Source organism: Bacillus sp. FJAT-49711 (genome assembly GCF_018343715.1).
Classification (GTDB): Bacteria; Bacillota; Bacilli; order Bacillales; family Bacillaceae_C; genus Lederbergia.
The window spans coordinates 286,812-310,953 of record NZ_JAGYPL010000004.1 but is presented as its reverse complement, the minus strand read 5'-3'; the positions used below and the strand labels follow the sequence as shown (position 1 = coordinate 310,953).

25 protein-coding genes and 2 riboswitches are annotated in these 24,142 nt (G+C 36.9%); of the genes, 22 read left to right on the top strand and 3 right to left on the bottom strand.

Annotated features, from left to right (window positions below):
• Nucleotides 1-27: 27 nt before the first annotated feature.
• The 12 genes from KHA96_RS19160 to KHA96_RS19105 all read left to right on the top strand — a co-directional run bounded on the left by KHA96_RS19160 (nucleotide 28) and on the right by KHA96_RS19105 (nucleotide 12,384).
• Nucleotides 28-1,236, top strand: a complete 1,209-nt coding sequence (locus tag KHA96_RS19160; protein ID WP_249315756.1) for an ROK family transcriptional regulator — start codon at nucleotides 28-30, stop codon at nucleotides 1,234-1,236.
• Nucleotides 1,237-1,334: 98 nt separating this feature from the next.
• Nucleotides 1,335-2,156 carry a sugar phosphate isomerase/epimerase family protein gene (locus tag KHA96_RS19155; RefSeq protein ID WP_213130916.1) on the top strand — a complete coding sequence of 274 codons (822 nt, stop codon included), beginning with the start codon at nucleotides 1,335-1,337 and terminating at the stop codon, nucleotides 2,154-2,156.
• An 11-nt stretch (nucleotides 2,157-2,167) separates the two neighbouring features.
• Nucleotides 2,168-3,139: a Gfo/Idh/MocA family protein gene (locus tag KHA96_RS19150; RefSeq protein ID WP_213130915.1), complete on the top strand. Its 972-nt coding sequence runs from the start codon at nucleotides 2,168-2,170 to the stop codon at nucleotides 3,137-3,139.
• A gap of 19 nt (nucleotides 3,140-3,158) precedes the next feature.
• Nucleotides 3,159-4,142, top strand: coding sequence for a Gfo/Idh/MocA family protein (locus tag KHA96_RS19145; protein WP_213130914.1), 984 nt, complete (start codon nucleotides 3,159-3,161; stop codon nucleotides 4,140-4,142).
• Between the two features lies 1 nt (nucleotide 4,143).
• Nucleotides 4,144-5,127, top strand: a complete 984-nt coding sequence (locus KHA96_RS19140) for a Gfo/Idh/MocA family protein (protein WP_213130913.1) — start codon at nucleotides 4,144-4,146, stop codon at nucleotides 5,125-5,127.
• A 51-nt stretch (nucleotides 5,128-5,178) separates the two neighbouring features.
• Nucleotides 5,179-6,042 carry a sugar phosphate isomerase/epimerase family protein gene (locus tag KHA96_RS19135; RefSeq protein WP_213130912.1) on the top strand — a complete coding sequence of 288 codons (864 nt, stop codon included), beginning with the start codon at nucleotides 5,179-5,181 and terminating at the stop codon, nucleotides 6,040-6,042.
• A 12-nt stretch (nucleotides 6,043-6,054) separates the two neighbouring features.
• Entirely contained in the window at nucleotides 6,055-7,116 is a 1,062-nt protein-coding gene (locus KHA96_RS19130; RefSeq protein ID WP_213130911.1) for a Gfo/Idh/MocA family protein, read from the top strand.
• Between the two features lie 289 nt (nucleotides 7,117-7,405).
• Entirely contained in the window at nucleotides 7,406-8,350 is a 945-nt protein-coding gene (locus KHA96_RS19125) for a carbohydrate ABC transporter permease (protein ID WP_213130910.1), read from the top strand.
• An 81-nt stretch (nucleotides 8,351-8,431) separates the two neighbouring features.
• A complete protein-coding gene (locus tag KHA96_RS19120; RefSeq protein ID WP_213131108.1) occupies nucleotides 8,432-9,265 on the top strand; it encodes a carbohydrate ABC transporter permease in 834 nt (277 codons plus the stop codon).
• Nucleotides 9,266-9,386: 121 nt separating this feature from the next.
• A complete protein-coding gene (locus KHA96_RS19115; protein ID WP_213130909.1) occupies nucleotides 9,387-10,775 on the top strand; it encodes an extracellular solute-binding protein in 1,389 nt (462 codons plus the stop codon).
• 145 nt (nucleotides 10,776-10,920) lie between these two features.
• Nucleotides 10,921-11,301: a hypothetical protein gene (locus KHA96_RS19110; RefSeq protein ID WP_213130908.1), complete on the top strand. Its 381-nt coding sequence runs from the start codon at nucleotides 10,921-10,923 to the stop codon at nucleotides 11,299-11,301.
• A gap of 261 nt (nucleotides 11,302-11,562) precedes the next feature.
• On the top strand, nucleotides 11,563-12,384 hold the full coding sequence (locus KHA96_RS19105) for an STAS domain-containing protein (RefSeq protein WP_349305800.1): 822 nt from the start codon (nucleotides 11,563-11,565) through the stop codon (nucleotides 12,382-12,384).
• 29 nt (nucleotides 12,385-12,413) lie between these two features.
• Here the strand turns inward: KHA96_RS19105 and KHA96_RS19100 are convergent, their stop codons facing one another.
• Nucleotides 12,414-12,902: a QueT transporter family protein gene (locus KHA96_RS19100; protein WP_213130907.1), complete on the bottom strand. Its 489-nt coding sequence runs from the start codon at nucleotides 12,900-12,902 to the stop codon at nucleotides 12,414-12,416.
• An 8-nt stretch (nucleotides 12,903-12,910) separates the two neighbouring features.
• Nucleotides 12,911-12,955: riboswitch (PreQ1 riboswitch) on the bottom strand.
• A gap of 162 nt (nucleotides 12,956-13,117) precedes the next feature.
• Nucleotides 13,118-13,231: riboswitch (SAM riboswitch) on the top strand.
• Nucleotides 13,232-13,325: 94 nt separating this feature from the next.
• On the opposite strand from KHA96_RS19100, the gene KHA96_RS19095 reads away from it, so the two are divergent.
• The 7 genes from KHA96_RS19095 to KHA96_RS19065 all read left to right on the top strand — a co-directional run bounded on the left by KHA96_RS19095 (nucleotide 13,326) and on the right by KHA96_RS19065 (nucleotide 19,881).
• On the top strand, nucleotides 13,326-13,463 hold the full coding sequence (locus KHA96_RS19095; RefSeq protein WP_213130906.1) for a DUF2292 domain-containing protein: 138 nt from the start codon (nucleotides 13,326-13,328) through the stop codon (nucleotides 13,461-13,463).
• A 688-nt stretch (nucleotides 13,464-14,151) separates the two neighbouring features.
• Nucleotides 14,152-15,027, top strand: coding sequence for an ABC transporter ATP-binding protein (locus tag KHA96_RS19090; RefSeq protein WP_213130905.1), 876 nt, complete (start codon nucleotides 14,152-14,154; stop codon nucleotides 15,025-15,027).
• Nucleotides 15,024-17,144, top strand: coding sequence for an ABC transporter permease (locus KHA96_RS19085; protein ID WP_213130904.1), 2,121 nt, complete (start codon nucleotides 15,024-15,026; stop codon nucleotides 17,142-17,144). Before KHA96_RS19090 ends, KHA96_RS19085 begins: the two co-directional genes overlap by 4 nt.
• A complete protein-coding gene (locus tag KHA96_RS19080; protein WP_213130903.1) occupies nucleotides 17,141-17,827 on the top strand; it encodes a hypothetical protein in 687 nt (228 codons plus the stop codon). Before KHA96_RS19085 ends, KHA96_RS19080 begins: the two co-directional genes overlap by 4 nt.
• A gap of 2 nt (nucleotides 17,828-17,829) precedes the next feature.
• On the top strand, nucleotides 17,830-18,381 hold the full coding sequence (locus tag KHA96_RS19075) for an RNA polymerase sigma factor (protein ID WP_213130902.1): 552 nt from the start codon (nucleotides 17,830-17,832) through the stop codon (nucleotides 18,379-18,381).
• Nucleotides 18,374-19,168, top strand: a complete 795-nt coding sequence (locus KHA96_RS19070; protein ID WP_213130901.1) for a hypothetical protein — start codon at nucleotides 18,374-18,376, stop codon at nucleotides 19,166-19,168. The genes KHA96_RS19075 and KHA96_RS19070 overlap by 8 nt, the downstream gene beginning before the upstream one ends.
• Nucleotides 19,165-19,881 carry an ATP-binding cassette domain-containing protein gene (locus tag KHA96_RS19065; RefSeq protein WP_213130900.1) on the top strand — a complete coding sequence of 239 codons (717 nt, stop codon included), beginning with the start codon at nucleotides 19,165-19,167 and terminating at the stop codon, nucleotides 19,879-19,881. Before KHA96_RS19070 ends, KHA96_RS19065 begins: the two co-directional genes overlap by 4 nt.
• 32 nt (nucleotides 19,882-19,913) lie before the next feature.
• Here KHA96_RS19065 and KHA96_RS19060 read toward each other — a convergent pair whose 3' ends face one another.
• On the bottom strand, nucleotides 19,914-20,126 hold the full coding sequence (locus KHA96_RS19060; RefSeq protein WP_213130899.1) for a hypothetical protein: 213 nt from the start codon (nucleotides 20,124-20,126) through the stop codon (nucleotides 19,914-19,916).
• Nucleotides 20,127-20,194: 68 nt separating this feature from the next.
• On the opposite strand from KHA96_RS19060, the gene KHA96_RS19055 reads away from it, so the two are divergent.
• From KHA96_RS19055 to KHA96_RS19045, 3 genes are all read left to right on the top strand, one after another.
• Nucleotides 20,195-20,428 (top strand): excisionase family DNA-binding protein, encoded by a 234-nt coding sequence (locus KHA96_RS19055; RefSeq protein WP_213131106.1) that lies wholly within the window; start codon nucleotides 20,195-20,197, stop codon nucleotides 20,426-20,428.
• A 65-nt stretch (nucleotides 20,429-20,493) separates the two neighbouring features.
• The gene (locus KHA96_RS19050) at nucleotides 20,494-21,630 is read left to right on the top strand and encodes an HAD family hydrolase (protein WP_213130898.1); all 1,137 of its coding nucleotides are present in this window, start codon (nucleotides 20,494-20,496) and stop codon (nucleotides 21,628-21,630) included.
• Nucleotides 21,631-21,797: 167 nt separating this feature from the next.
• Entirely contained in the window at nucleotides 21,798-22,025 is a 228-nt protein-coding gene (locus KHA96_RS19045) for a hypothetical protein (RefSeq protein ID WP_213130897.1), read from the top strand.
• Between the two features lie 152 nt (nucleotides 22,026-22,177).
• Here KHA96_RS19045 and serA read toward each other — a convergent pair whose 3' ends face one another.
• Nucleotides 22,178-23,788 (bottom strand): phosphoglycerate dehydrogenase, encoded by a 1,611-nt coding sequence (gene serA / locus KHA96_RS19040; RefSeq protein WP_213130896.1) that lies wholly within the window; start codon nucleotides 23,786-23,788, stop codon nucleotides 22,178-22,180.
• Nucleotides 23,789-24,142: the final 354 nt, after the last annotated feature.

Here is a 24,142-nt window from a genome sequence, read left to right as displayed (position 1 = left end):
ATTAAGCGATTTCAATGGAAGGAGATTATGTTGAAAAGAACAGGCGACCTACAGCTTATTAAAGAACTAAATAAGTCAATAATCTTAGATATTATCCGCAAAAATGGTCCTATTTCAAGGGCGGAGATTGCTAAGAAGATTAATATAAGCCCGACCACTGTTACATCTGCGGTAAGCGATCTTATTCGCGATTCACTCGTTGTAGAAGGTGGAACAGGGGAATCAAGCGGTGGAAGAAAACCCATATTAGTACAATTGAATCCAGATATTTGCTTTCTTATAGGTGTAGCGATTGATGCTTCAAAAATTACGATAGCCGAATTAAATTTAAATGCTAAAGTAACAAGGAAGGAAGTTCATTCTTTAGAAGAAAATGTCGATCTAGATTTGAGTACTGAACTGATAGAAATAATCGAGCATTTTTTCAAAAAGTGTAAAAACCTTCAGGATTGTCTTGGCATCTCGATCACCATTCAAGGTATTGTCGATTCTGAAAAAGGAATTGTGGCCTATAATCCAAAACTTAAAATCCATGATCTGCCTTTAAAAAATGCAATAGAAGAAGCGTTTAATATTCCTACATATATAGATAATGATACGAATGGAAGTTTACTGGCTGAAAAAGGTTTTGGAATGTATCAGCAATCCAAAAACTTAATTTATGTGACAATTGGTGATGGAGTTGGAGCCAGTATGCTTGTTAATGATTCAATCTTTCGTGGCTACCATGGGGGAGCTGGTGAGTTTGGCCATACAACGATTGATTACGAAGGAGCAACTTGCAATTGTGGAAACGTTGGCTGCCTTGAAAATTATGTTAGCTGGCACGCCATTTATTCACGAATTGTTTCAGACATTAAGGCAGGAAAGAAATCCCTATTAGTAGAAGAAGTAAATGGGCACCTTTCAAATATTACACCTGATTTATTTCGAAAGGCTATTTACGATGGAGATGTATTAGCAAATTCTATTCTCGACGATGTGGCTTTCTATCTTGGGACAGGCTTGGTCAATCTTATTCATTTATTTAACCCGGAAAGGATTATTCTAGGTGGGGATTTGGCATTTGAAAATCCGCAATTAATCAAAAAGGTGAATGACCATATTTCTAGATTCGCACTGCAAACGCATACACACAATTTAGAAGTATTGCCTAGTTCATTTGGAAACGATTCGGAGGTAGTGGGTTCCGCATCATTGTTACTTCATGAATTATTTCATTTCACATTAAAGTAACAAAAAGCGGAAGGCGCCTAGAGCTAGCTAGTGAAAAATTAACTTCTTTAAAAAAATGTATTCTTTCTTACATTTTTATATAAATTAGGAGGGGTTTTATGCTAAAAGGAATTAATCAATGGTGTTATCCTGAGGGCACGCCAATTGAGAAAGTGTTCGAGTATAGCAGAAATGCTGGGTTTGATGCTGTCGAGCTCAATTTAAATGAAGCTGGCGGCGTTGGACTTACAGTAGAGACAACGAAAGAAGAAGCGGAGAAAATCCTTGCACTTGCTGGTGAGTATCAATTGCAGCTAAGGAGCTTGTCTACATCTTTGTTATGGAAAACTCCTTTAAGCTCACCTGATGAAAATGTTAGAAGAGAAGGCATACGTGTTATTGAGAAAATGTTGGAGATCGCTAGTTTCATAGGGATCGACACAATTTTACTTGTACCAGGAGCCGTTTCCAAAGAAGTATCTTACGATGAATGCTATACACGAAGTCAAGACGCGATTAGGAAAATTATCCCGACAGCAGAAAAATACAATGTTAAAATTGGCATTGAAAATGTTTGGAATAAATTTTTACTCTCTCCACTTGAGATGGCTAGATACATTGATGAGCTAGATTCAGATTACATTGGAGCCTATTTTGATGTTGGGAATGTTTTACAGTTTGGTTTTCCTGAACAATGGATCAACATTTTAGGCAAAAGAATTTTTAAAGTACATGTGAAAGACTTTAGTACAAGTGTAGGAAATATTACTGGCTTCGTTCCCCTGCTCGCAGGCGATGTTGATTGGAAAGCAGTCAGAAATGCACTTGAACAAGTTGGGTATGATGATACATTAGTTGCGGAACTATCACCATATGCATTATGTCCAAGTACTTTAGCCGATGATACTGCACGTCATTTAGATGTTATTTTAAAAGCTTAGGAGAGTGAATTATGGAAAAGGTAAAAGTAGGGTTTGTTGGTGTTGGTGGTATAGCTACTGTCCACTTAAAAAATGTTTCTGAAAATGAAAATGCTGAAATCGTTGCTGTATGTGATATAAACGAAGAAAATGCAAAAAAACAAGGTGAAGCATATAACGCTACCTTCTATACTGATCTTGATTTAATGTTGGAAGATGAACAATTGGATGCATTATTTGTGAGTGTACCGCCATTTGCACATGGTGAAATAGAAGAAAAAGCTATCAAAAAAGGAATTCATTTACTAGTTGAAAAACCTGTGGAACTGGATCTTGAGGTAGCGAAGGAAAAAGCAAAAGTTATTCGTGATTCTGGTGTCATTAATGCTTCTGGATATTGCCTTCGTTATTTAGATACAATCCAAAAGGCTAAGGAATATTTAGCAGATAAAGAGATTGCCATGGTTCGTGGTCAATATATTTCTAGTTTCGTGCAAACGCCTTGGTATCGCATTAAGAGCAAATCCGGCGGTCAATTGGTTGAGCAAGCAACCCACGTGATGGACTTAATGGCTTATCTCGGAGGAGGAATTGAGAAGGTTAGTGCAAATATGTCACTACAGGTAATGGATGATATTGAAAACATTGATATTCCGGATGTAACTTCTGTTAACGTCACTTTTTCATCCGGTGCAGTAGGACATTTGGATTGTTCCTTCACTCAACCAGATCATCGCATGGGAGTTGAAGTATTAGGTCGTGATTTCCGAGTTGAGTTAGTTGGAACTAGTCTTAAAATTGTTGAGAAAGATCATACAGAAACGTATGATTCAGAAGTTGATTTTTACGAAGTTCAAGATCGTGCTTTTATCGAAGCTGTGAGAACGAATAATCAAGATCTAATCTTGGCTTCTTACGAAGATGGTTTGAAAACATTAGCTGTAACACTCGCGGCTAATCAATCAAATCAAGAAGATAAAGTAATTAGATTGTCCGATTTATAATTATGAGGTGGGATTGTAAATGAAAATAGCAGTAATTGGTTCGGGGAAACTTGGACAAAGACATTTAGACGCATGGTCAAAAGTAAAGGGAATAGAAATAGTCGGAGTGATCGCCCGAAATCAAGAGAGACTTAATAAAGTAGCAAATAAATATGGAACAAAAGCTTTCAGCAGCATTGAAGAGCTTGTAGTAAATTCCGAAGTTGATGTAATTGATATTTGCACACCTACTCATACGCATGCAGCCCTTGTTGTGGAAGCGGCGAATCATAAGAAACATGTGATTTGTGAAAAACCACTAGCTTTGAACAGTGGAGAGGCAGAAGATATTATCAAGGTTTGTGAGGAGAACAAAGTTCAACTCTTTGTAGCTCAAACACTTCGCTTTTTCCCGGAATATGTGGATGCAAGAAATCAAGTCAAAAATGGAGCAATTGGTAATCCGGGAGTTATTAGAATGTCAAGAGGTGTTCCGCACCCAGCTGCAGATTCATGGTATAGCGATGAGTCAAAAAGCGGTGGACTATTCGTAGATCTTGGTGTACATGATTTAGACTGGCTGCTCTGGACATTTGGCGATGTAGAACGAGTAATGGCTAAACGTGTAAAACGAAGTAGTGAGGATGGAAATCTAGAGTATGGATTTATTAATTTAAAAATGGCAGACGGTACCATTGCGCATGTTGAGCTTTCATGGGCAGAGCCGAAATTTAAGGCTTCCTTTGAATTAACGGGTGATAAAGGAATGATTACATATAATTACGATGATAGCTATCCATTAGCCGTTCAATTCCGTTCAGAAGATTATGTGCAAATTCCGAGAACTATTTTGGAAAAGGATCCGTATCAACGTCAACTGGAGCATTTCGTAAAATGTATTTCTGGAGAAGAAAAACAAATCGTAACAGCTTCGGATGCGTTAAATGTGATAAGGGTTGCTGAGGCCGCATTACAATCAGCTGAAGAAGGACAACCCGTCACCCTAGGAAAAGGAGGTAAATAACATGAAAGTCGGCATCATTAGTTTTGCTCATATGCATGCGCATAGTTACGCAACTCATTTAGTGAATCATCCTGATACTGAATTAGCATATATTTGGGACGAAGATTCTAAGCGCGGACAGGAAATGGCCAACCATTTTGAGTGTGAATTTTTATCAAGCTTGGACGAGTTTCTAAGTACAGATATTGAAGCGGTAGTGATTTGCTCTGAAAATGCTAATCATAAAGAACATGTTGTCAAATCGGCAAGAGCTAAAAAACATATTTTATGTGAAAAACCAATTGCTACTGAAATAGAAGATGCGAAAGAAATGATCAGGGCTTGTGAAGAAGAAGGGGTCATCCTGCAAATCGCATACCCAGTTCGCTTTGCACCAGGATTCCAAAAAGCGAAAGAATTGATTAATTCTGGAGCTCTTGGTGAAATTGTTGCTATCAATGGAACGAATCACGGCAAGATGCCGGGAGGCTGGTTTATTGAAAAGGAATTGTCTGGGGGCGGTGCTGCCACGGACCATATCGTCCATATCATGGATATTATTCGTTGGGTACTAAATGATGAAGTGAAAAGTGTTTACGCAGAGATTGGTAGAAGATTTTACGATATCGATGTGGAAGACTGTGGAATGGTTGCATTGGAGCTTGAGTCTGGGGTCATCGTATCCATCGATCCTAGCTGGTCAAGACCACAAACATTCCCAACATGGGGAGACGCCATTATTAACTTCATTGGAACAAAAGGGAATTTACAGGTTGATGCATTTAAACAACATTCCGTTTATTACAATGATGATGCAAAAGCAATTTCGCAACTTCCATTTGCAGAAGATATGGACGAAGGGCTCGTTAATGATTTCATCACATCTATAAAAGAAGGTAGAAGTCCTTCTATTACTGGCACTGATGGATTGCGTACATTAGAGGTCGTCAAGGCTGCATATGAATCAAGTGAAAAAGGCCAAACAGTATTGCTAGAAAGGCAATAAGCGCTGCAGCTAAGAAACAAAAATTCGAAACATCCATACGAGGTGGATAAAATGAAAATTGGATTAAGTTCATACAGTTTATACCAAGCGATCAATTCTGGCGAAATGACAATTTTAGATGCTATACAATGGGTAGCGGATAATGGCGGAGACCATATTGAGATTGTTCCAATCGGATATAGTCTAGACGATAATGAGGAACTGGTTGAGCAAATCAAGGAAAAGGCAAAAAGTGCGGGTATTGAACTATCACATTATTTAATCGGAGCTAACTTTTTGACGGAAACAAAGGATGCCTTTGAAGCTGAAATTGATAGAGTTAAAAAACAAGTGGATATTGCCAATGCTCTCGGAGTTAAATTCATGAGACATGATGTTGCTTGGCGTGCACCTGGAGATACCTCAATAGTTCAGTTTGAAAAAGATCTTCCTGCAATCGTGGATGCTTGCCAACAAATTGCTGATTATGCAGCTCAATATGGCATTACGACAAGCATCGAAAATCATGGTTTTCATGTTCAAGCAAGTGACCGGGTCCTTCGTTTATTGAATGAAGTGAACCGGGAAAACTTTAAAACGACAGTCGATATCGGCAACTTCTTATGTGCAGATGAAGATCCCGTATCTGCAGTAAAGAAAAATATCGGACATGCATCAGTTGTCCATTTTAAAGATTTTTATATTCGACCATCCTATCAAAACCCTGGTGAAGGATTTTTCCAAACAATCGCTGGAAACTATTTAAGAGGCGCGATAGTTGGCCAAGGTGATATCGATATGAGAGAGATTGCAAGAATCGTTAAGAACTCAGGATTTGATGGGTATATTTCAATTGAATTTGAAGGTATGGAAGAATGCAAGAAAGCTTCTAAAATAGCTTTAGATAATGTTCGTAGACTATTAGGAGAAGAGTGAGGAGGAAAATATATGAGTAAATTAAAAATTGGTGTTATCGGAGCAGGTTCTATTTCAGAGGCGCACTTAGGTGCTTATGTAAATAATGAAAAGGTTGAACTTTATGCTATCTGTGATTTAAATGAACAAAGAGCAAAAGATAAAGCTGAAAAATATGGGGCGAAGAAAGTATACACTGATTATAACGAATTAATGAATGACCCGGAAATTGATGCTGTAAGTATTTGTACATGGAACAACACTCATGCCGAAATTGCAACAGCTGCAGTAAATAGTGGCAAACACGTTCTTACTGAAAAGCCAATGACAACAAGTGTTGAAAAAGCATTAAAGCTGGAAGAAGCTGTGAATAGCAGCGGTAAGAAATTGCAAGTAGGATTTGTGAGAAGATATGCTTCCAATACACAAATATTAAAGAATTTCATCGAAAACGATGAGCTTGGTGAGATTTATTTTGCGAAAGCAACATGTATCCGTCGCCTCGGGAATCCCGGTGGTTGGTTCTCAGATGTTGAGAGATCTGGCGGAGGTCCTTTAATTGATATCGGCGTACACGTCATTGATGTTTTATGGTATTTGATGGGTCGTCCAAAAGTAAAATCTATTTCTGGCAATACGTATAACAAACTTGGAAACCGTAAAAATATTAAAAATCTATCTTTCTACCAAGCGGCAGATTATGATCCAGAGAAAAATACGGTTGAAGATATGGCAAATGCATTAATCCGCTTTGAAAATGGCGCTTCCATGCTTGTGGATGTAAGTTTTACGCTTCATGCTAAAAAGGATGAAATTGCTGTGAAGCTGTATGGTACAAAAGGTGGGGCAGAAGTAGAGCCGGAACTTGCAATCATTACTGAAAAACACGATACAATCTTAAATGTCACTCCACAAGTAGATAGTTTAACATTTGATTTCATCGACGGTTTCCAAAATGAGATTAATCACTTTGTCGATACTGTCTTAGGTGAGAAAGAAACGCTTAGCCCAGTCCAAGATGGTGTCGAAATGACAAAAATCTTATGTGGTATTTATGAATCTGCGGAAAAAGGCAAGGAAATTTATTTTGAATAATTAATATTGATAAATCTAATTATAACGGGTATTCATTTTTATAGATAAGTATGAATACCCGTTTGTTTAATTGAAAAAGCTGTTTTAATCAAAGTATCTGATTGTTTTAAAAATATAAAAAATGGTTGATTCCTCGCCTTATTTTATGTTATTGTAAACTTAATAAAGGCACTGGAGAAAGATAGTTTTCATTTTTTTTGAAGGGGGCATTATAATATTTAATGACAGCGCTAACATTTTGAAACAGAAGCTTCTGATATTTTCATTTTTATAGTGAAGGAGTGAAAGGATGGAAACCAAAACCGGACTTTCTATGAAAAAAAGCGTGCGAATAAATCCTCGTAAAAAGAAAAAGTTAACATCGACAGATTGGGCGGGGTACATGTTTTCTGCACCATTAGTGGTCGGGGTGCTCGTATTTGCCATTTATCCAATGATTGGAGCACTTGTATTAAGTTTTCAAAAGTCAGCTTCCTCATTCGGCGGCGAATGGACCGGATTATCCAACTATAAGCATGTACTAAGTGATTCAATATTTTGGAAGTCACTTTACAATACTGTTTATATGGGTGCGTTAGCGGTAGTTTTGGGAGTTGCGGCTTCTTTTATTCTAGCTACTTTTATTCATAATATCCCCTGGCTTAAGTGGAGGAATTTTTTCAAAGGTGTTTATTTTCTTCCGAATGTTGTTTCTTTGGTTGCCACTAGTATTCTCTTTCAACTTCTATTTAACCCCGGTAAAGAGGGGCTTTTAAACTTTACTTTAAGCTGGATAGGAATGGATCCTATTGGCTGGTTCACAAATCCCAGCTTTTCAAGATTTAGCATCGTTTTAATGACTTTATGGGGAATGCTCGGCTATAATACGATTATTTTTATTGCTGCATTGACGAGTGTGCCAAGGGATTTATATGAAGCAGCGGAAGTAGATGGAGCCAATTGGTTTAAAAAATGGGCATATATTACTGTTCCATATTTAAAGCCAATCATTTTATTTATGGTCATTATTAGTACGATTAGCGCTATGAAACGGTTTACGGATGTTTGGCTCATAGGAGGGACGGCCGGAAATCCTGCTGGATCTTTAATGACTGTCGTTTTATATATTTATAGAAATGCTTTCCTAGCAAGTCAAATGGGTATTGCTACAGCAGCTTCGTATATCTTATTTATGATTATTCTTATACTGACGGTTGTGATGTTGCTATCTAATAGAAAGAGCAATCTTGATTAGGAGGGAGTGAATGATATGGGCAATCCAATGAGCATTTCTAATTTGAAAGTGGAAGATTCAAAATCCTTCCAGGGAAAGTCGATGAAAAAATCAAAGTTATTAGGTAGCTTTACACTTTTAATTATCCTATTATTAGGATCATTAATTATGATTATTCCTTTTGTTTGGATGTTACTGACTAGTTTTGATTGGGCAGCTAGGCTAAACATTCCTTTTCCACCAAGATTTTGGCCAAAGGATTTTTCTACGAGAACTTATGAACTCGCTTTCAAAAATATCCCGATGTTTAAATATATGGTTAACTCTATGATTATTTCAATTGGGGTCATTTTTGTTAGTATGATGTCGGCGCTTCTATCAGGCTATGCGATTTCCAAATTAAAATTCAAAGGGTCTATGATTGTGCTTGTATTGGCACTTAGCACGATGATGATTCCTTTTGAAATGACAATGATTCCACAATATTTGCTTTTTGCAAAAATAAATTTACTAGATACATATTGGGCGTTTTACCTACCAGCACTTAACTACGCATTCGGTACATTTTTAGCGAAATCTTTTATTGACCAGCTGCCTTCTTCTTTAAGGGAAGCCGCCATTATCGATGGTGCTGGAGAGTTTAAAGTATTTTTTAAAGTTTATTTACCTTTATGTGTTCCTATCATTGCTACGATGACGATACTTCAGTTTTTAGGGGTTTGGAACGATTTATTATGGCCATTATTGGCATTGAAAACACCAGATAAATATACGATTCAACTTGGTCTGGCTATGTTTACCTATAATAAAAACCAAGCACTCCCTTCTATCATCATGGCTGCAACTACAGTAAGTTTAATACCTGTCATAGCATTATATTTATTTTTACAACGGTATATTGTAGAAAGTATTGCTTTGTCAGGAATCAAGCAATAGACATATTATTGCAATGTTACCAGCCTTTCCTTTTAAGTATCAACTCTATTAAAGGGGGTGATAGCTTTAAAAGACCTTGATGTAGTTACTGAATTTCAAAAATAATATGAGGGGGCAAGTAATGAAAAAACTATTTACGATTTTTAGTGTAATGTTAATAGCTCTAGGATTGGTGGCATGTTCTTCCTCCGGTAGTAGTGGCAGCAAAGGCGGAGATAAGAAAAAAAGCGATATCGAAGTTGTTTCGGATATTGAGGCAACCGTTCGCGTTTCTTTAGCTGGTTGGCAGCTTGAAGATGGTATTGATCCCATTACAGGCATAGACAACGTAGGATTTGATACTTTTATCAAAGAAGAATTTAACCCTAGGTTTCCGAATATTAAGCTAGAAGTATATCAAGTACCTTGGGAAAACGCTCAAGCAAAACAAACTGCCATGCTGCAATCAGGTGATGTCGACCTTATCTATACAGGTGGAGCTTTTGCCTCTCAATGGATGCAGCAAGGCCTTTTAAGAAGTATCGATGATCTATTATCGAATGATTCAGGCTTTAGTGGTGATATGTATTTAAAAGGAATTTGGGAAAACTCCTATAGTACTGTTGCTTTTGATGGTAATACTCGTTTTGGACTTCCTGCCATCCTAGGAAAAAGGGTGACCATCTATGACAAAAAGATTTTTGAAGACTGGGGAGTGGAACCATTATCTGAAAATCCAACACCAGAAGAAATTCTAGACAAAGCAAAACAAATGACAGGCAAAAATCCAGTCACTGGCGAAGATAACTATGGTTTATGGTGGAGCGGCAATGCTTTAAATGCTTCTACTTTTGTTGCTTTAACTCATGCTTTTGGTGCAGAAGGTGCTACTGGTTCCCTAGATGACCTTAAAAATATCGAATGGAAACTAAACACACCTGAAATGGTTAAAGTATTGGAGTGGTTAAAGGCAGCAGCAGAATATCCTCCAGTAGATTTCGTGAACGCTCAAGGTGCTGAAAACTTTGGTATTGAAACAAATAATATTGCCATTGCCCTAGATCACTCAGGTGGTGCAACAATGGGTGAATACCGCGCTAACAAAGATAAAGAATTATTAGATCGTTTTGTACCGGTTTTAAACCTTGGACCGAAGGGTGAAGGCTGGGTAGCTATGGATCCATTTGTTATGGCAAAAGATGCTAAAAATGTAGAGGCTTCATGGGAAGTTATGAAGTTTTTAACGGGCTATGAAACTCAAAAATGGAATTACGAGAACTTCCAAGCGACACCAACCTTAGCAGAAGCTGATTTCGTACCGTCTGAAGATAAATTTGTTCAAAAAGCGATGGAAGTAGCAGCTGTTTCTCCTTCAGTTATGATGGACGAAGCTAATCCGTTCTTTAGCAGCGAAATTGCTCCGGCAATCAATGGATTTATTAGCCAGGCTGCAAATGATCAAGCTCCAGATATTCAAAAGTTTTTAGATGATTTACAAAAACGGGCTGAAGATTGGTCTGCAAGACAATAAAGTAGAAAGAAAAGGAAGTCAAAACTCGGACTTTCTTTTCTTTTTGCATTTTAATTACAGCTTAATAGACATAACCATCTGAAAAGACATATAATATACGCATATCTACATATTTACTAGATATTTTAATAAAGGGGGGAAAAGCGTGTCTATTGCCCGTATATTAACTGGACTATGGAAAAATAGTACGGAGACAAGTGATCGTGCCAAGGATCCACAATTGAAAACACGATATTATAAAGTGAATAAACGTGTGTTGCTTGAAAAAATTACGTATGTCGTGAATAATAAACTTCCGGGGTGGAAGTTGACGCATTTGGATGCGGATCGCGGCGAAATGTTAATTGAGAAAAAGACGATGAGGCAGAACCAAATTGTCGTAACCGTTCTTCAAGTCGAACCATTGCGATGCAGTGTGGATATCGTATCGGCATATGAAGGGTTAGGAGATTTAGGCTTAAGCTATTTTACAGTTCTGAAATTCTTTGATGTGCTAAACAAAGAAGTTCCACCGGAAAGAAAATAGTACAAAAAACGGGAAGCGCCTACAGTTGGATGGTGTGAGTCTGGCTTCCTTATCGTAAGGCGAAGGCAGAGAAGTTTGCTAGTCGATAGGCGCTGTAGTTTAATAAATATATATGACCAGTTCCTACTCAATAAAGGGGCTGGTTTTATACTTCAAAGCAAGCTATTTCTACCTTTTTATAAAAAGCTGGGTTATGATAATATTAAAGGAATTAAGATCAAGATTATGGGATTCAATTCACCAAAAAGGGGAAGAGATATCGTGGAATCTGCATATGATGAAAAGGCAATAAAAGAATTTTTTATTGAAAATCGTCAAGAATTTGAAGAGAATCTATTATCAGAAGCAGTAAATGTTAGAGATAAGATTGAATTGATTCATTCAATTGGAAATATAAATTTAGTAGAAAATGCACACCGTCTGATTCTTTATGTAATTGAAGAAAGAGAGTCAGAGGTAATTGAATTTGCAAAACAAGAGGGTATAATTTGGGCGAAGTTTTCATTAACTTTGGCTTTCAAGCTAGAGTGGCTTCACGCTATTAGAAGAACAATTTGGACTTTTTTACATAAGTTTGACAACGTTAAGAATAACAAGATTAATAAAGAAGATTTCTATAGTCTTGAAAACAAAATTAATAATCAAATTGACCAATTTTTGAATTGCTTTTTTATGAGTTACTCTGAGTATAAGGATTCATTAATAGAGCAGCAAAATAAAATTGTTGAGCATCTTTCCGTCCCGATCATCCCAGTAAATGCAAAAACATGTGTCTTGCCTCTAATTGGACCCATTGACTCGAATCGAGCTACCTTTATAATGGAAAAAGTATTAACTGAAATTTCCAATTTGAAGGTTCAAACTTTAATCTTTGATTTATCCGGAGTTGCTGAAATGGAACCCGATGTCATCGACCAGCTAAAAAAGGTCATTGATGGTACTGTGATGATGGGATGTAAAGCAATTATATCCGGATTTCGTCCAGACGTTGTAAAAAATATGATTCTTTTAGGAATTACTTTTGAACAAGCTAATATAGTCGCTTCGTTGGAACAAGCGTTAAAAAACCATATCTCTGAATAAATAAAAACCCCTTTCAAGGGGTTTTTACATTATGAAAGTAATTTTTCAAAGTTAATTCTTTTATTTAGTGCCATCATGAGAGGTGCACCGATGATCATCACAATAAATTCACTAATTGCGGTCGTCAACCAAGTAATCCAAAATGGAAAGCCGAGAGCTAAATTAAGCGCTGTGGCAATAAAAAACATCGTAAAAGAAAAAATGATCGTATTAAAAATCATTCTTCCCCAAATGCTTTTAATAAATTTGCCTGAAAATATCGTAATAGATAAAGCGATAATCGATTGACTAACTCCGAAGATTAGATCATATAATCCCAACTCCGAAAATAGCAAGTTTGCTATAAATACACCAACAACAATACCAAAAAAGTATTTCTTATTAAATACTACTAGATGGTTAAACATCTCAGATACTCTAAACTGGATGCTTGTAAAACCAAATGGTTTAATCAAAAGAGTTACAACAATATAAAGTGCTGCAATGATTCCGTTGATCACCAATGTTTTTGTTTTCATATTCAATTCTCTCCCTAGTTTTTTTTCGTGGGATGGTCACGAACCACGTCTTTCGATTGTTGAAAAAATGTCAACATGCTCTATTATAACTAAAGTAGAGAAAAAGTGAAGTTTATTTTTCAGTTTACTACTGTTATATAAAACATTTTTCTTGGTTGACAACTCATTTTTTTCCAAATACAATTAATGTTAACGTGAAAATTTCATAATCTTTACTCTTATAAAGAGAGGTGGAGGGACTGGCCCGTTGAAACCTCGGCAACCATTGAATATTCTTTTATTCAAACGGTGCCAATTCCAGCAGATTTTAATGATCTGACAGATAAGAGACAAACGCTTAAACATATTTAAAGCGCAGACCTCTTATCTTTTTAAGGGGTCTTTTTCTTGTTGCTTCGGAAATTGGATTAAGGGGTGAAGGGAATGGCTGAAAAAGTTATGGTTGAAAGTGATCAACTACAAGTAATTGTTGATTCATTAAATAATATGAATTCAGGTGAATTGCAAATCACTGTTGAAGATGGGAGGATCGTTAAAATCATCCGGATTGAAAATTGGTGATTAGGTGTAGTCGAAATCGTCCACTCAAATAAAAAAGCAAAAAGTGTTTGGAAGCTCCAAACTTTTTTGCTTTCATTTTTTTATAAAAACTATATTGCTAAACAAAATGTCTACCTTTCAACTAAAGTTAAATAATACAATTCTTCATTATTTACCTCTAATAGTAATATACCGCCTCGTAGTTAAATATTAGCCCCTATCGGCAATTTAGTAGCCATTCCGTTTTCAAAAGCATCAAAAATAATCTGCAAATTATTTTATTCAATTTTCAACACCTTCAATTAAACAGACAAATGGAATTTATTTAAGTTACTCATTTTCATGGTTTTTTTCTGACTTGGGAAGAAACTGAAATGGTACTAATTCTCGATGAAACAGATTAGAATTTGGATTTGGTCTAGAATTAGACGCTTATTCCCGATGAAACTGTTTGGAATTATGATTTGTTCGAGAATTAGATACTTATTCCCGATGAAACTGTTTGGAATTATGATTTGTTCGAGAATTAGATACTTATTCCCGACGATACTGAGAAGAAATTGATTTTGGTCGTGAAATATCATCTTGATTCGCGATGGAATTTAGCGCTAATCTCACACCTCTCTGTGAAAAGAAATTTATTAAAAACGAAACATTTTATTTCTTCCTTCCGTGTAAGGTTCAGAATGATGTTTTTAAGGGGGAAAAGATGTTGACTATAAAAATAGAAGGATTACAAAAATCCTATCGTACATTTCAAGCATTAAAAAATATTAATCTACATATGGAAACAGGATTATTCGGTCTTCTTGGTCCAAATGGTGCGGGAAAATCAACGCTAATGAAAATTCTTAGTACGATCCTTCCTTTTCAAGAAGGAACCATAACGATTTACGATTTTGATCTTATAAAAGAAGGAGATAAGGTGCGACAGCTGCTCGGTTATTTGCCACAACATTTTAACGTGCCAACACAATTTACGGGAAGGGAATTTTTACATTATGTTGCTTCCATGAAGGGTGTTGCAGATTCGGAGGAAAGAAACGCCCAAGTAGAGAAACTTCTAGAAGAAGTTAACCTTGTCCAGCAAGCTAACAAAAAAATAAAAGGCTATTCGGGAGGGATGAAGAGACGGCTTGGAATCGCCCAAGCTTTAATCGGAAATCCGAAATTGATTATCCTGGATGAACCGACAGCGGGTCTTGATCCTTCGGAACGGATTCGTTTTCGAAATTTGATAGAAAAATTGAGTAAAGACCATTCTATTATTTTATCAACCCATATCATTAGTGATATTGAATCAAGCTGTGAAAATGTGGCAGTCATTAATCATGGTGAGGTTCTTTTCCAAGGATCCACCGATGATTTAGCGGAGAAGGCGAAAAAAGTAGTTTGGGAGTTAGCGGCGCCTTTTTCCGAATACGATAAAGTAGAAAAAGAATATGTCATTATTTCCAGTCGAAAAGAAAAAGATCGAGTTGTTTTTCGAATTATTTCAAAAGAAACTCCAAAAGGTGAAGTGATCCCCGTACAACCATCCATTGAGGATGGCTACATGGCTATTATAAACGGGGTGATGTCATGAATGTAATGAAATCCGTTTTTCAAAATGAAGGGTTGCTTTTACTTCGAAATAAATTTATGGCCATACCGCTGTTCCTTAATATTTTGTATTGGGGATATGTCATTATCTCTTATGAAATGCAGCCCATCCATTATGAAGAACGTGCAGCTTCATTTTACGAAAGCTTCTTATGGATAATGCTGCTAAACCTTCTCATTGTAGGGCTGTTTGCCGTTTATATGGCAAGTAAAGACAGGGATAACGATTTTGAACAGTTAATTATAACGTACAATGTGAAGAATGTGGATTGGATTATTGGGAAATGGCTGATTACTCAACTTTACGGTTTATGTATCGCGGCCATTACGATTGTTGTTCAAGCTGTATGGTTCATAAGTGCGGAAATGACAATAGGAGATTGGTTTAATAATATTTTTTACGTGTTTATACAAATGGAAGGTGCATTATTTCTTCTTATCTCGATTGCTTTTTTATTTGCGATATTGATTAAATCAATGATCGCGTATCTTGCTATTCCAGCTCTTTTGGTACTAAGTTTACTTTTACCCTTTGACTATACTGGAAAAGCCCAAATATGGGATTATCCAAAGTTCCATTTATTAACTCCATTTGATTTTATGTTTGTTGGATCGCCATATGAAGGGATATGGGGGATTCAACATGTATTTAAAAATACCATTTTCCATCAAAGTGCCATTGTTTTTTGGGGGATTGCAATAATCGCTTTAGCTCTATTTTTGTTTAGACGTAATCGTAGAAGCAGTACAGAAAAAAAGATGATTCCCATTCTTATTTCAATCGTCCTTATTCCAACAATTGTGTTAAGTGGAATGCGTTACATGCAGTATGATTCGGCACTTAAACAATTTATTTCAACAGGCGAGCGATATGCTAAATCGTTTGATGGAGAGGGTAACTATGACGAATGGATGAATTCCTACTATGAAGAATATAAAGACGATAAACCATATGAATTTGCAATGGAAAAAACAAATTTAAGTGTGGATCTTCATGAGGATGATCACATTGGAGTCCGAAGTGCTTTAACAATAAAAAATAACGGTACCGAGTCAGTAAATGATGTATTCCTGACTTTATATCATGGGCTAAAGATTAAAGATTGTACGAGCGATAAGGCTGTATCATGTTCACGGGAAGGAGATTTAATCACACTACATTTTGAACAAGCGATCCAGCCAGATGAAACATTTGACCTAGATCTTCATTATGACGGAAAAATCTTGCAATATCGCGATGATGGCTATATAGAACAAGCTTTTATAAAAAATGAGCGAGTGTATCTTCCAAAAGAAGCGGGTTGGTATCCGTTAATTGGGAATCGTAATCTAGTCATTGCTCGGGACCATAATAATCTGTATGCACAGTTTGAACTAAGAAATGCGCGGCTTGTAGAAGATTTTCCTACGGAGTTTTCAGTTGAGGTTAAAAGAAAAAATCAAAAAACTCCGCTTGTATTGACGATTCCGGAAGTAAGTAAAGATACGTTTCAAGGAGTTTCCCAATATGGTCTATCGTTGGTAGGGGGAAATTTCAAGGAAGAGAATGTAGGATCGGTTCGAGTTGTTGCCCATCCTGAAGCATTTAATGGTGCTAAAAATGAGGTGGAAAGATATCAAAGCGCTTGGAATTTTACAGAAGAGTGGCTTGGAATTTCGCTGAGTCCTTCCGTTATTTATGTAATGAGTGATAACTATTATTTTCTAATAAAAAATGGCGCTAATCACGATTTTTTTGTGATGAGAAGTGCAGCTTTGGATGATTGGGATATTGGATATGACATTATTAATGAAATATCTCCAGAAATCTCGGAAGGTTATAATGACGATTTTAGAATAATCAATGATGCGATGGTATGGCTGATTATGAATCAATTACATGAACAGATTAGTTTTTCGGAATGGTATAAATCAACATGGTGGGGTGCTGGCGAGGATCTTACACTTTTAAATTTATTGCAGCCTTATGAGGAAAAAGGTTTAGAATCATTCAAAGAGGTCGTAAAATATCTTTTCAACGATTGGAAAGGCCTTGAGAACAAACTGGATTTTGACATGGAAGCATCCTTAAAGAAATACGAAGGAGAATCAACGCGATGAAGGGATGTTTGATTCGACTGCAACTATTTTTAAAACTATGGTTTACTTCCATATACTCCCTTATGTCCATATTGCTTATTCCGATTGTCGGTCTAATTATATTCAACTATGGGTCGTATACTGTAGATGATGTATCTAGCCTTGTTTATGAAAAAACAGCCACAATATGGTTTGTATTTATTATTCAGTGGTGCTTTTCGATCGATTTAGATTCGAAATTTTACAATCAACTCATTACGTATCCGATAGCGAAGTGGAAATTTTTATTAGAGAGAGCCTTATTTTCAGCCATTCTTTTTTTCGGATTAACAAGTATCGTTACGTTTCCTTTAGGATTTATATTTGGAAAGTTTATGTGGCAAGGCTTCGTTTTTACCGTTCCCGTAAACTTGGCAATAGGAGCATTTGTTATTTTCGGAACGATGATAGGGAAGCATTCACTCGGTGGAATAATAGCAGGAATCTTCTTTTGGATGATGATCCTATTCGGTGGTCCATTATTGCGCGATTTAAATGCAATTTTGCTTATTTATGGAAGTGTTGAAAGCTTTGTAAGTGGAGACAGTGGCTTTTTAGCAGGAGAAAATCGTTGGATCCTTTTAAACCGATTGTTTTATATCGGACTAGGAGTATTATGTATGGTAGGAGCTGTTTTTAAAACTAATCGAAAAACGGAGGGATAAGAATGCAAGATGAAGACTATATGCGACAACTAACACTTGGGATAGATTCTGCGTTCGATATCCTCGTTTTCCGATATCATAAACCTTTGTTCGGCTATGTATACAGATTGTTGGATGATGAAAAATTGGCTGAAGACGTTGTTCAAGAAACATTTTTGAAAATCTATCAACAAGGGCAAAAAGGTTTTGTCCCTGATCAATTTAAACCGTGGATGTATAAAATAGCGACGAATACTTGTAAGGATTATTGGAGAAAGCCTGTGTCGCGTATGGAATATGTAACGGATAAAGAAATTGAAGGAAAAGGACGGGTCCATCACATTATTGATCATCAACTTGAACGCCAATGGATGGTAGAATCATTGAATCAACTCTCACTTGATTATCGAACGGTTCTTTATTTACGTTTTTATCAGGATTTGAAATACTCGGAAATCGCAATGGCTTTAGATATGCCGATAAATACTGTAAAAACACGTATTGCACGTGGTTTAAAACAGCTAGAAAACATCTTAGTTGAAGATGAACGGAAAGGGGTTGGGATCAATGAGTGAAAATCAAGAACTGTCGAAGATGGAAAAAGAATGGAAGACTCATTTTGAAAGATTTACTGCCCCAGAGCCGACGAGAGAAATGACGCTCGATTTGATTCAACGAATAAAGAATATTGAGGAGAATGAAAGTCCAGCTGATTTGCGTGTAGAGCTGGAAACGACTCAAAATTCCCTATCTCCTGGATCTAAAATAATAAATATGTTTTTATCGCAATGGAATTTTTACGGCATGACAAGCTGGTTGCTAACTGGAATTCTTATGATTGCTATTACTTTTACTATAAGTGAAAATTATGGCGACGCTATTACTGGATTCGCAAGTTGGATTAAGTGGATCACGCTTCTTGTCATTGCGGTTATTGGTTATTCGTTCCGATCTAAAAATGAAGGAAATGAGATCATTGAAACTTTAAGCTATTATCCGATGATACAACAAATATTTACCCGTTTTATGATTGTAATGGGATTCCAGATAGTACTGGCGCTTCCGTTAAGTTTTGTCGTTGTAGGGAAAGAAAGCACAATATTGTATTTAGTGAGTTCATTTATACCTGTTTTCTTTTTTGGAGTGATCGGTTTTGTAGCGATTTTTTGGTTAGGGCAAAAAATAGGATTGTCGATTACACTGATCATTTGGTTCAGTCAAGTATTATTAAAGAAAAAGCTTTTGTTCCTATCTCCAAGTGATCACGACTTTCTAGTGATGAATGCGATCATTTTAGGATTTTCTATTCTTATATTAAGCAGTATTTTATTTAAGAGACGGTTTTCGGTGAACGTGGAATGAGAATATTACTAAATAACATTGGATACGCGATTGAAAATACGAAAGTATTAAATGGTATTTCATGTTCCTTTTCTAGAGGGATTACGTATGTTGTTGGGAATAATGGAGCCGGAAAATCTACACTTTTGAAGCTTCTTGCCACCGCCATACAACCGGAACATGGTGAAATCAATTATACTTTATTAGTCCGAGATGAGGAGCATGGAACATATAGAAAAAAGCTAAATATTGAAGAGATTAGAAAAATCATTGGGTTTCTTCCACAGCATTTTACTGGTCATTTAGATATGACAGTTGAAAAGTATGTAACATACATCGCTTTTCATAAGGGGATACCCCGAAATCTTGTAAAAAAGACGGTTGAGCATTGGTTGAATAAAAGCAAATTATCTCAAGAAAAGCGGAGAAAGCTTCGTCAACTTTCAGGGGGACAAAGGCAAAAGGTTGGTCTCATCCAGGCACTCATCAATTTACCGAGAATTTGTATTTTAGATGAGCCATTTGAAGGGTTGGACGTCGAGGAGCGACTTCACTTTCAACGCATTCTCGAGCGGCTTTCTTATCATAGTATAATAATCATTAGCACCCATTTAGTCGATGAGATTCAGCAGTCTAGTGATGATAAATTAATCTATATAAGCGAAGGGAAAATAGCTTATTTTGGTGGAATGGAAAAGCTTGAGGAAGTAAATAAAGATTTAATAAAAGCATGAAGGACGTTATCATTACCGTCCATTCATGCTTTTTATTCTACACTTTTACCTCTCGTCAGCTCTTCAAAATCTTTCAGATCGTCGTTAGGAAGCTCGGATACATGAAAGGGGTTTTGTTTACCAGTAATATTTATATTCAATCCCATTTGTGGACTTTGCAGCCCTGGATCATTAATAATATCCTCATATTCCCCGTCAAAATGGGAAGACGCCTGCGAGCCTGTGTCTCTTGTTTTTCTTGGCATTTTTTATTCACTCCTTTAAGCATAAGGATGGTATTATATAATAAGAATTATGCGTTAGGGTGATGAAAATGTATTTAACGATTGAAGAAACAGCAGAGTACTTATCAGTTTCTATTCCTTATGTGGAGCAATTAATTTTACAAGGGAAAATCCGCTTTTTGCGGGATAGTGAAGGGGCAGTATTGATTTATAAAGAGCAATTCAGAACACATTTTGAGCAGCTCGAAAAATATAAAGTACTTGTAGAAGAATTGGCGAACGAACCGATTCCGGAAGATATAGATGTAAAAGATGAGGATTGAAACCGAGTTATACTATGTTACACTAAAGGATAGAAGTGCCGATCATGTATGCAAGGAGACGAATTATGATAAAGACGGTTTTATTCGATGTGGATGGAGTTTTACTGAGTGAGGAACGCTATTTCGATGCCTCAGCGTTAACAGTTTGGGAAATATTATACAGCCAAAATTACTTGGCCTTGAATCCGGAAAAATATAAAGTGAATTATACTGATTCTGAAATCGAGAATATTCGCGCCTGCGTTTTTGAAAACGATCTCGTTCTAAAATTTCAAAAGTCCTGTGGATTGAATGCGAATTGGGACATGATTTATATAACGGTAGCATACCAGCTGATTCGCTTTTTAGAACAAATAAAAGAATCCGAACAAGTTGCGAAATGGGTTTCCAAAGAGATTGATCGTACTGTTTTACAGGAAATTGGAAAAGCTTTGGCTGAAAAAGAGATACAACTTGATTTTGCTGCCTTGCTTGATGATTTCAAACAGGCAGAACGTACGAAAGAGGGCTTATTTTCACATCTTGATTTTCTAGCAAAAGAAAAGCTCGGGGTTGAAAAAACTGTATTTGGAGAAATCGGGGAACTTTGGTCAACTTGTGAACATGTTTCTCAAGAGTGGTATGTAGGGGATCAGCATGTATTGGCATCGACGGGCAGGCCTTCTGTTCAAACCGGAAAAGAAGGATTTTTATCTTCTGAAAAAGTTTTAGCTCCGGCAGCAGATATTTCGGAGTTATTTGATTCATTGAAAAAAGCAGGCGTTACAATCGGTATCGGGACAGGGCGCCCAGAGCTCGAAACAATTGAGCCATTTAAATATTTAGGCTGGTTAACACATTTTGATGTAAATTATATTGTTACAGCTGACGATGTTTTAAATGCGGAACGCTCAATTCCAGAGATGACAGGGCTTTCAAAACCAAATCCTTTTACATACGTAAAGGCCTTATCCGGAAAAACGAAAACTGATTTAGAGTGCATTAAGGAAAAAATGCCCATTCCAAAAGGTAAAGAAACATTGGTTGTAGGAGATTCTTTTGCAGATTTACTCGCGGCTCGAAAAATGGGATGTACATTTGCAGCAGTCTTGACAGGCTTATCAGGAAAAGACGCAAGAGAAGAGTTTGAAAAACATAATGCGGATTACATTCTAGATAGTGTACTAGATATAAAAGATTTAGTACTTTCATTAGTAAAATAAAAATATCCGGAGGAAGATCCTGCTTCCTTCGGATATTTTTATGATGTAATAGGGTTGGTCAGATCATGATGGACAAACCATTTCTCTAATTCGAAAATTTGTCCAACAAAGTAGTTATGATGGACAAAATCGTTTCATGATTCGAAAATCTGTCCATCAAAGAGGTTATGCTGGACAAAATCGTTGTACGATTTGAAAATCTGTCCATCAAAGAGGTCATGCTGGACAAAATCGTTGTACGATTTGAAAATTTGTCCATCAGAGAGGTTATGCTGGACAAAATCGTTGTACGATTTGAAAATCTGTCCATCAAAGAGGTCATGCTGGACAAAATCGTTGTACGATTTGAAAATTTGTCCATCAGAGAGGTTATGCTGGACAAAATCGTTGCATGAATCGAAAATTATCCATCAGAGAGTAAAACTATTGAGAAATTCAAAAATCAACCCACTCCAAAAGCAAATAAAAAAGGAGACAGCCCCCCGCATACATCCCGGAGATTCTGTCCCAAAAACAATATTTGCACCTTAACTGCTATCTAAAAAAATTAACTCATCACTGGAATTCCACCATTGGGAAGTTCAAGGAATTGTGCGTATTCTAGACCTCTTATTACTGTTAAAGCATAAATCACGTCTTTATCGGCAATTTTATCAAGGGTGAGTACCATGATCGCTTCGCCGCCGACTTCAGAACGTCCCACCTGCATCGTGCCAATATTGATATCAAAATCGCCAAGTGTAGAGCCGACGCGGCCAATCATGCCTGGGATATCATGATGTTTTATATATAAAAGATATGGCTCCGGGCGAACGTCAATACGATAATCATTCATTTTAACAATGCGAGCTCCATATCCGTTCAAAACCGTTGCTCCAATATTGGACTTGACGCCATCTCTACAAAGAGTAAGTTCCACGTAACTTGCAAAGCCTTTACTCTTAGGATGTTTAGAAACATTTGAAGATACGCCTTGATCCTTTAACAAATGATGAGCGTTAATAAGATTTACAGTATCTCCTAAATGGTGAGATAGGATGCCTTTGACTATTGTACGAGTTAGTAAATCTGTATTTTCTTTCGCAAGCTCACCATAGTAATTGATTTCAACATTGTCTGGAGCTTCTTTTAATAATTGAATCGCTAGCATTCCCATTTGTTCACCAAGAGTAATAAATGGCTGAAGTTTCTTATGGGTTTCCCCAGAAATTTGCGGCATATTGACCGCATGGCTAATAGACTGTGTTTCAAAAATTTCGATGATTTCTTCACTTACCTCATGCGCTACCTTTTCTTGGGCTTCAACGGTGGATGCGCCAAGATGCGGTGTTACAATGATATTTGGATGAGATAATAACTCCATATTCGTTGAAGGCTCCGATTCAAATACATCAAGTGCGGCTCCTGCAACTTTTCCTGAATTTAATGCTCTTACAAGTGAAGCTTCATCGATAATTCCTCCGCGGGCACAATTGATGATGCGAACGCCTTGTTTTGTTTTTGCCAAATAGTCGTCATTAATAAGGCCGCGTGTTTCTTTAATAAGTGGTGTATGGATGGTAATGAAGTCAGCTTCTTCTGCGATATCATCTAAAGATGCTTTCTTGATTCCAAGCTGATCTGCTCTATCTTCAGTCAAATACGGATCATACCCAAGAATCTTCATTCCGAAGCTTTTAGCCCGCATGGCTACTTCTGTTCCGATTTTTCCCATTCCTACTACTCCAAGTGTCTTTTCGAACATTTCAACACCTTTAAAAGAGTTGCGCTCCCATTTTCCAGCAGAAGTGGAGGCGTGGGCCTGTGGAATGCTTCTTGCTAATGAAAGCATCATGGCCATTGTCAGTTCCGCAGCAGAAATTGTGTTGGCGCCTGGTGCGTTAATGACGATAATTCCTTTTTTAGTAGCTGCTTTCACATCAATATTATCAACTCCGACACCAGCACGAGCAATTACTTGTAATTTTTCCGCATTTTCTAAAATATCAGCGGTCACTTGCGTTTGGCTGCGCACAATTAATGCGTCGTAGTTTGAAATGATTGTTTTTAATTCTTCAGGTGGCAGACCTGGTCTTTTATCAACTGTGTAATTTGGATGATCATAAAGTGCCTTTAAACCACTGTCACTGATTGCATCTGATACGAGAATTTTATACATGATATATCCATATCTCCTCTGCTTTTTTGTTTTGTTTTCTGATCTAGCTTCAGGCGCCAGGGGCTCGGGGGCAATAACCTAAGTAATAAAAGTCAAAATACAGGCTTTTTGACTCAGAACATTTGCCTGTCTCCCATGATCAGGTGCCCCTACGCCTCTCTTGCTAAAATGAAAACGCCCCCATAACATGAGCATTCGCCAAGTTATGAGGGACGTGATATCGTGGTGCCACCCTCGTTCACTGATTAAAAATCAAATCAGCCTCGAGTCGATAACGGCGGGAGCCGGGCGTTTAGCCAGTTCAGAAGTGCTGGGCAATAGTAGACAATACATCGGTTTCCACCAACCACCGAC

What these genes read in the sequence shown, in the direction of transcription:
- KHA96_RS19160 (WP_249315756.1), top strand. Translation starts at nt 28, where the DNA reads ATGTTGAAAAGAACAGGCGACCTACAGCTTATTAAAGAACTAAATAAG.
- KHA96_RS19155 (WP_213130916.1), top strand. Translation starts at nt 1,335, where the DNA reads ATGCTAAAAGGAATTAATCAATGGTGTTATCCTGAGGGCACGCCAATT.
- KHA96_RS19150 (WP_213130915.1), top strand. Translation starts at nt 2,168, where the DNA reads ATGGAAAAGGTAAAAGTAGGGTTTGTTGGTGTTGGTGGTATAGCTACT.
- KHA96_RS19145 (WP_213130914.1), top strand. Translation starts at nt 3,159, where the DNA reads ATGAAAATAGCAGTAATTGGTTCGGGGAAACTTGGACAAAGACATTTA.
- KHA96_RS19140 (WP_213130913.1), top strand. Translation starts at nt 4,144, where the DNA reads ATGAAAGTCGGCATCATTAGTTTTGCTCATATGCATGCGCATAGTTAC.
- KHA96_RS19135 (WP_213130912.1), top strand. Translation starts at nt 5,179, where the DNA reads ATGAAAATTGGATTAAGTTCATACAGTTTATACCAAGCGATCAATTCT.
- KHA96_RS19130 (WP_213130911.1), top strand. Translation starts at nt 6,055, where the DNA reads ATGAGTAAATTAAAAATTGGTGTTATCGGAGCAGGTTCTATTTCAGAG.
- KHA96_RS19125 (WP_213130910.1), top strand. Translation starts at nt 7,406, where the DNA reads ATGGAAACCAAAACCGGACTTTCTATGAAAAAAAGCGTGCGAATAAAT.
- KHA96_RS19120 (WP_213131108.1), top strand. Translation starts at nt 8,432, where the DNA reads ATGAAAAAATCAAAGTTATTAGGTAGCTTTACACTTTTAATTATCCTA.
- KHA96_RS19115 (WP_213130909.1), top strand. Translation starts at nt 9,387, where the DNA reads ATGAAAAAACTATTTACGATTTTTAGTGTAATGTTAATAGCTCTAGGA.
- KHA96_RS19100 (WP_213130907.1), bottom strand. Translation starts at nt 12,902, where the DNA reads ATGAAAACAAAAACATTGGTGATCAACGGAATCATTGCAGCACTTTAT.
- KHA96_RS19095 (WP_213130906.1), top strand. Translation starts at nt 13,326, where the DNA reads ATGGCTGAAAAAGTTATGGTTGAAAGTGATCAACTACAAGTAATTGTT.
- KHA96_RS19090 (WP_213130905.1), top strand. Translation starts at nt 14,152, where the DNA reads ATGTTGACTATAAAAATAGAAGGATTACAAAAATCCTATCGTACATTT.
- KHA96_RS19085 (WP_213130904.1), top strand. Translation starts at nt 15,024, where the DNA reads ATGAATGTAATGAAATCCGTTTTTCAAAATGAAGGGTTGCTTTTACTT.
- KHA96_RS19080 (WP_213130903.1), top strand. Translation starts at nt 17,141, where the DNA reads ATGAAGGGATGTTTGATTCGACTGCAACTATTTTTAAAACTATGGTTT.
- KHA96_RS19075 (WP_213130902.1), top strand. Translation starts at nt 17,830, where the DNA reads ATGCAAGATGAAGACTATATGCGACAACTAACACTTGGGATAGATTCT.
- KHA96_RS19070 (WP_213130901.1), top strand. Translation starts at nt 18,374, where the DNA reads ATGAGTGAAAATCAAGAACTGTCGAAGATGGAAAAAGAATGGAAGACT.
- KHA96_RS19065 (WP_213130900.1), top strand. Translation starts at nt 19,165, where the DNA reads ATGAGAATATTACTAAATAACATTGGATACGCGATTGAAAATACGAAA.
- KHA96_RS19060 (WP_213130899.1), bottom strand. Translation starts at nt 20,126, where the DNA reads ATGCCAAGAAAAACAAGAGACACAGGCTCGCAGGCGTCTTCCCATTTT.
- KHA96_RS19055 (WP_213131106.1), top strand. Translation starts at nt 20,195, where the DNA reads ATGTATTTAACGATTGAAGAAACAGCAGAGTACTTATCAGTTTCTATT.
- KHA96_RS19050 (WP_213130898.1), top strand. Translation starts at nt 20,494, where the DNA reads ATGATAAAGACGGTTTTATTCGATGTGGATGGAGTTTTACTGAGTGAG.
- KHA96_RS19045 (WP_213130897.1), top strand. Translation starts at nt 21,798, where the DNA reads ATGCTGGACAAAATCGTTGTACGATTTGAAAATCTGTCCATCAAAGAG.
- serA (WP_213130896.1), bottom strand. Translation starts at nt 23,788, where the DNA reads ATGTATAAAATTCTCGTATCAGATGCAATCAGTGACAGTGGTTTAAAG.